Raw genomic sequence first — 4,105 nt, 5'->3', positions numbered from 1 at the left:
AGCCGCCGGCCGCGGGGACGGGCCGCCGGGGACCGACCGCGAGGGAGCGACAGCAATGACCAGCGACGGCACGCACATCGAGCCGGCGGACGCGGACGACTTCCACCGCGTGCTCGCCGACCACCCCCGCTACTGGGGCGAGCGCGACATGCGCGCGCTGCATCTGCTGGCGATGGTGCAGGAGTTCGGCGACACCTGCCTGGTCGCCCGCGCCCCGGACGGCATCCGCGGCTACGTCTTCGGCTTCGTCACCCCGGCCCGCACGGGGTACGTCCACCTGATCGCCACCCGCGACGACACCCGCGGCACGGGCCTGGGGCGCCGCCTGTACGGGGCGTTCGCGGCGGCGGCGGCCCGGCAGGGGGCGGAGCGGCTGAAGGCGATCACGTCGGTGGCGAACACGGGGTCGCAGGCGTTCCACCGCAGGCTGGGGTTCGCGGCACGGGCGGTGGAGGACTACGACGGGGCGGGGCGGCCGATGGTGGTGTTCGGACGGGCCCTGCCGCTGTAGGGGCTGCTATGCGGGACGAGACCCGGAGGCGGGTGCGGGAGCCGGTCGCCGGGCTTGTCCCAGAAGGCGGGGCGGGGTCTGCTTCGCTTCGTCGACGACGAAGTCCTGCCGGCCGTCCGCCCACGCCTCCAGGAGCGCCTGCATGTCGGGGCGGACCGGCAGGGCGGGGAGTTCGGCGTCCGGATCAAGCCCCAGCCTTCGTGCCACGTAGGGGTGGAGGGGCGCCAATGCGCCCAGACTTTCCGGTTCCTCGGTGCGGACGGCCGGGTCCTCCGTCCACTCGACCGAGATCAGGTAGGGAATCGCCGCGCCCAGAAAGGCCGTGCCGTCGAGTTGAACGGTGCCCGCGCCGAGCGCCCGCAGCCTTGATGAGGGAGGCCAGTGGGTGCCCGTACAGCGCGTCCACGGAGGAGCGGCGTGGTCCGACAGGTATTCTCCGGCCCTCCGGAGAAGGGCCATCCGGCCGGGCGCGATCGAATCCGACGCGTTCATCGCGTGCGAGCTTTCGGTGAGGAGGAGGGGGAACTTCCCGATGCCGAACACTCCGGTTTCGTACGAGTCATTCATCAGCTTCTGGAAGTCGTCCGGCCCCGTGAGGAGTTCGGCCGGCGGAATACTGCCCTGCCGTGCGGCCTCGTACGTGAGGTGCTGACTCAGCCCCGCGGCCCCGGCGTACTCGGCGCCGTATCTGCGGCGGCTCTCCTCGGCGAACTCCGTCCAGAAGAGCACCACGTCGTCACCTATGGGCTCCGCCCCCGCGGGCACCCCGTAACCCTGGAGCGCCAGGCTGAGCGCGGTGGTCCGGGCGGACCCGTCGCCGGCCGCGACCACGTTGTCGATGCGTTTCCTGAACTCGTCGCCCAGGGCCGGCAGGTACGCGCGCCCCGAGGAAGCCAGGAGTCCGAGCGGCAGGTGGTACAAGGACTCGTTCCCGGGCCCCAGGAAGAAGAGGTCGAGGCAGCGCCGGCACAGTTCCCGGACGACCGCCGGCGGCGGATCGACCGACGCCAGCGCGGAGGCCAGGAAGACGAGCAGGTTCTTGCTGCTCTCGGCGGCCTTGTACCTCTTGTCGCCGAGCAGGCTCCGGTAGAACCGCTCGGCGCCCTGGTCGGCCATGCCGTCCTTCATCTGCAGGGCGAGTTCGGCGACGACCGGCCACTCCTGCTTGATGATCCGGGGGGCCAGTTCCTTCGCCAGCTGTTCCGGGGTGTCGTACGCCCTGGCCAGATACCCGGCGGTGAAGTACTCCAGGAACGTCCGGTGCGTGAACGTGTACAGCTTTTCGCCCGTCGACGTCGTCCCCGCGTCGCTGAACACCCAGGCCCGGCCCCGGCAGAACGCGACGAACTCCTCCGCCGCCTCGCGGGCGTCCTCCGCCGACTCGAAGCCGCGGCCGTGCAGGAAGCCCGCCGTCTGCCGGATCAACTCCCGCTCGGTGACGGCGGACTCCTGCTCCTGCCGTACGAACATCCAGTGCGCCAGATGCCGCAGCGCGGGCTCGACGTACCGCCGGGCGCGCAGCTCCGTATGGATCTTGCGGCGTGCGTCCCACTTGTGGAAGAGCAGGTTCGCGCACTGCTCGTAGACCTCCGGCCGGTTGCGCGGGAGGTAGCCCTCGCCCCGGTAGAGGATGCACAGCAGCGCCAGCATCAGGGGGTTCGCACGCAGGTCGGGAATCGACTCGCTCTCCGTCATGAAGCTGGCGGCCAGTCCCTCGGCGTCCGTACCGCTGATGCCCTCCTCCTGGGCGAACCACTTCGCCACGTACGTGCGCACCCGCTGCTGGTCGAACCCGTCGATCCGATAGCAGCGGAACTGCCCCTCGTCCAGCCGCGCCTGGTCGTAGCCCACCAGGCGGGACGTCACCAGTACCCGCACCATCGGGTACTCCGAGCAGAAGCGCTCCACGATCGCGGTGACCTCGGCGCGCCGTGTCGTGTCGGTCAGCTCGTCCAGGCCGTCGAAGATGACCACCGCCGAGCCGCCGAGGAAGAGCCGGGAGACGAGGCCGGGCGGGGCGGGGCACTGGTAGAAGGTCTCCAGCCGGTGCTCGATGTGGCCGACGACCGACCGCTCCGGAGGGTCCTGCGCGGCGAACTCCCGCAGGGTGACGAGAAAAGGCACCCGTCGGGCCGCGGACTGCGCGTGCCAGTGCATGAGCACGCCGGACGCCGTCGTCTTGCCTCCGCCCGGGTCGCCGAGGAGGACCGTCCGGTCCAGTGCCTCGCCGAGCCGCCACAGGGAGATCGCCTCGGTCGCGAGCAAGGCCCCCGAGGGGGGCATGGGGAGGATCTCGGGCGAGACGTAGAGGTCGTCGATGGGTACGCGCCGGCGCCGCTCGAAGTCGGGCGGCTTGATCTTCCCGAACTCCTCGACCACATGCCGCCGGTAGCGCCCCAGGTACTCCCGCTCGCGCTCCGGGTCCCCCTCGTCGTACGCGGCGAGCTTCCGCTCGATGGCACGTAACGACGCGACCATGCGCGCCGAGAACGCCTCGCTCCGCAGCCGCGGCAGCAACTCCCCGTCCGCGCCCTGCAGACGGCCCACGAGCGCGCATATCTGCTCGTCGTAGAAGTCGAAGAGGACGTGCGCGCACGCGGACCAGTCCGCCCGGGGGTCGGCCGGGCTCAGCCCGGCTTCCAGCAGCGGCCGCATCCGCTGGACGTCCGCCTCCGGCGCGTCCGTGAGCCGGGCGGCGAGCAGTTCGTGGACGAGCGCGTGGAACTCGTCGCCGGCGACGACCGCGTCGAGTGCGTCCCCGGGCACCCCGTCGGGAAGGTCGCCGGACAGGTCGGGGCCGGGCGCGTCCAGCTCGTACGTGTCGAACCACTCGACCAGCTTCTGGTCCGCCTTCAGCGCCCGGTTGCCGAGCGCCCGCAGGCTGACGCCGAGGCGTACGGACGTGTCGGCGATGACGCGGGCGAGTACGCCGGCGGCCGCGCCCTGGAGAACGTAATCCGGGTTCACCCGGGCACGGTAGCGAACCGGGTCCGTGCACGGCCGGTCATCGGCCGGATACGGGGAGCGCGGACTAGATTCGTCCCCACGAGGCGGATGTCCGCCGGAAGAGACCCGGAAGGAACGAGCCCCCCATGCTCACGGCTGTAGCCACCGCGGCCGACGCGCCGCTCACCCTCACCGAACGCGAGGTGCCCGAGCCCGGGCCGGGCGAGGTGCTCGTCAGGATCATCGCGTGCGGCGTCTGCCGCACCGACCTGGACCTGCTGCAGGGACACTGGCCCATCGCCCGCTTCCCCGTCGTCCCCGGGCACGAGATCACCGGCGAGGTCGCCGCCCTCGGCCCCGGCGTCTCCTGGCCCGCGGTCGGGACGGCGGTCGGCGCGCAGTTCCTCGGCGACTCGTGCCGGCACTGCGACCACTGCGTACGCGGCGAGCAGATCCTCTGCCCCGCCAAGCGGATCACGGGCATCGTGATGGACGGCGGCTACACCGAGTACGCCGTCCTCAAGGCCGACTTCGTCACGCCGCTGCCCGACGGGCTCGACCCGGTGGCCGCGGCGCCGCTGATGTGCGCGGGGCTGACGGCGTTCAACAGCCTGCGCCAGGCGGGCATCACCGCGACCTCCCGCGTCG

General features: G+C 71.7%; 3 protein-coding genes. 2 read left to right on the top strand and 1 reads right to left on the bottom strand.

From position 1 onward, the window contains the following. The first annotated feature begins 55 nt into the window (after window positions 1–55). Window positions 56–511, top strand: a complete 456-nt coding sequence (locus tag H5J30_RS20350) for a GNAT family N-acetyltransferase (protein WP_181788837.1) — start codon at window positions 56–58, stop codon at window positions 509–511. 6 nt (window positions 512–517) lie between these two features. Here the strand turns inward: H5J30_RS20350 and H5J30_RS20345 are convergent, their stop codons facing one another. Further along, window positions 518–3,478, bottom strand: a complete 2,961-nt coding sequence (locus H5J30_RS20345) for an NACHT domain-containing protein (RefSeq protein ID WP_181788836.1) — start codon at window positions 3,476–3,478, stop codon at window positions 518–520. 125 nt (window positions 3,479–3,603) lie between these two features. On the opposite strand from H5J30_RS20345, the gene H5J30_RS20340 reads away from it, so the two are divergent. Next, window positions 3,604–4,105: alcohol dehydrogenase catalytic domain-containing protein (locus H5J30_RS20340; protein WP_181788835.1), on the top strand; the 502-nt coding region annotated here is incomplete at its 3' end.

Source organism: Streptomyces phytophilus (assembly GCF_013870535.1).
Lineage (GTDB): Bacteria > Actinomycetota > Actinomycetes > Streptomycetales > Streptomycetaceae > Streptomyces > Streptomyces phytophilus.
Note: the sequence above shows the minus strand (reverse complement) of the source record. Positions and strands in the feature narration are given on the sequence as shown.

Bases quoted from the DNA above. Each gene is read 5' to 3' on its own strand.
- H5J30_RS20350 (WP_181788837.1), top strand. From the start codon at position 56: ATGACCAGCGACGGCACGCACATCGAGCCGGCGGACGCGGACGACTTC.